This window comes from Staphylococcus sp. GDY8P54P (assembly GCF_017892645.1).
Lineage (GTDB): Bacteria > Bacillota > Bacilli > Staphylococcales > Staphylococcaceae > Staphylococcus > Staphylococcus ureilyticus.
Genome location: NZ_JAESLN010000034.1, coordinates 833 through 3,168 on the forward strand (window position 1 = coordinate 833; position 2,336 = coordinate 3,168).

Annotated in this window: 1 protein-coding gene and 1 pseudogene; both read right to left on the minus strand. The window is 31.7% G+C overall.

The genetic code is table 11. The features are described from left to right. Positions 1-75 precede the first annotated feature (75 nt). The gene (gene mco, locus KA883_RS11125; RefSeq protein ID WP_000277153.1) at positions 76-1,509 is read right to left on the minus strand and encodes a multi-copper oxidase Mco; all 1,434 of its coding nucleotides are present in this window, start codon (positions 1,507-1,509) and stop codon (positions 76-78) included. Between the two features lie 14 nt (positions 1,510-1,523). Then, positions 1,524-2,336, minus strand: a pseudogene (copB, locus tag KA883_RS11130) (copper-translocating P-type ATPase CopB); the annotation flags it as partial.

The window sequence follows — 2,336 nt, forward strand, 5'->3', positions numbered from 1 at the left end:
CAAGCTGATAATACTAATCCTGAAGCTACTATAATTGAGCTCAATTTTTTCATCATATTGAATTCTCCTTATAAATTATTTTGTTACTTTTATTTGTCCCATCATTCCATTATCTTCATGCTCAAGTATGTGACAATGGAACATGTATGTCCCAGTATTTTTAAAAACCACTTCTATTTTGGCTTTTTGTCCAGGTTCCAGAGATATAACGTCTTTTTTGCCTCTCATATCTTCTGAAGGTTTCTTCCCATCCACTGATAAAACTTTAAATTGCGTTCCGTGGATATGGAACGGGTGCTTCATACCACCCATTTTATCTTTGACGTTTTCAATTTCCCAAGTTTCTTTCCGGTTTACCTTTTGTGTGAAATCTATTCTGTTAGGATCGAATTTTTTGCCATTAATAGTAACATTATCGTCCATACCTTCTAATTTGATTTTTTTATCTACTTTTGGAGTAGTGTCTTTGTTAGTACTTTTTTCTTTGTTAATAATTGGTAAAATTACTGTTTCATCATTATCAACAAGATTGACTTTTTCTTCTTTCATTTTAGATAAATCTATTACTATTTCTTTTCTTGCTGAAGGAGCTAAATTAATTTCTTTTAACTTTTTAGTCTTTTCTAAATGGCCGCCTTCTGAAGCAATATATTCAAAACTTTGATTATTACTTAGCTTAAGATTTAAATCCCGAGCATTGGAGCCATTTAAAAGTCTCAAACGTATTTTTCCTTCTTTTGTTGTTAATTTAGGATCTACTTTCCCATTCACAAGGACTGTATCACCTTGAGTACCATCTTCATCTTTCGTTTTTGTATAATTTAATTTTTTAGATACAAATGTTTTATCTTGGATTATTATAGGCAAATCATTTTTCCCATAATTGCTAGGATAATTATTCTTTTTGTCATCCTCTATATATAATAACCCTGATAAACCATTATAAACTTGTTTAGCTGTATTTGGGGAGGGGTGGGGATGATACCATAATGTAGCAGCCTCTTGTTTAACCTCAAATTTTATTGTTTTTTCTTTTCCTGGTTTTATAACTTGAGAAGGGCCTCCATCCACTTTTCCATCTATTTCTAACCCATGCCAATGAAATGTTGTATTTTCATCTAAGTTGTTGACTAACTTAATTTTAACCTTATCTCCTTTTTTTAATTTTAAAGTTGGCCCAAGTAAATTTCCATTGTATCCTAAAGTGTTAGAGAAATTACCTTTGTAAAATTCTGTCTTTCCTTTCTGCGCTTTTAATGTATAACTTTTATAACCATTGTTATCTTTTTTAGGATCTAAAACTTTGGGAAATGTTATTTCATTTTTTCCTTGTGAAGAATTCAAATTTTTTCTTTCGTCATGACTTTTCATATCCATCATATCATTTCGCTTTTGATCATTTTCTTTCATGTCCATCATGTTGTGCTTACCTTCTGCAAAAGTATCATTAGGAACCATAAACATTATAGAAAATAACGTAATTAAAATTGTGAACATTTTTTTATACATTATATTTACCTCTTTTATTTTAATTTTAATGTAAATGCATTAATTGCTACGATGATCGTACTTAAAGACATAAGTATTGCACCCACAGCAGGTGATAATATTAAACCAATAGAAGCTAATATACCAGCTGCAAGAGGAACTGCAATCACGTTATATCCTGCGCCCCACCATAAATTTTGAACCATTTTTTTCATCGTATTTTTTGAAAGGGACAAAAAATTGATAATATCAGAAGGATTACTTTTAACGAGTATGACATCCCCCGATTCAATAGCTACATCTGTCCCTGCGCCAATTGCCATACCAATATCTGCTCTAATAAGGCTTGGCGCATCATTGATACCATCACCAACCATCATGATTTTGCTACCATTGCTTTGATAATCTTGGATAATACTTTCTTTATCTTCGGGCATCAATTGCGCGTGGACATCACTAATACCTAATTCTTCAGCCACTGTTTGTGCCACTTCTTTATTATCGCCTGTAAGCATGACTGGCGTAATGTTTCTCGATAATAAATCCGAAACCATTTGTTTTGAACTTTCTTTAATTTTATCGCCTTGTGCGATAATACCAATAACTTGTCGGTCATGAATTAGATAACTAATAGAATTCCCTTGTTGAGCGAGATTCGTAAATTGTTCTTTATTATAATCAAAATTGCTTTTATCGAGATAAGAAACATTCACTATTTTGAGTTTTTTATTATCAACTGTGCCTTCTAAGCCTACACCTGGAATATTATTAACTTCTTGAGGAGTAGCATATGAAATATTTTTGCCTTTAGCAAAATCAACAATACCAGTGGCAAGTGGATGATTAGA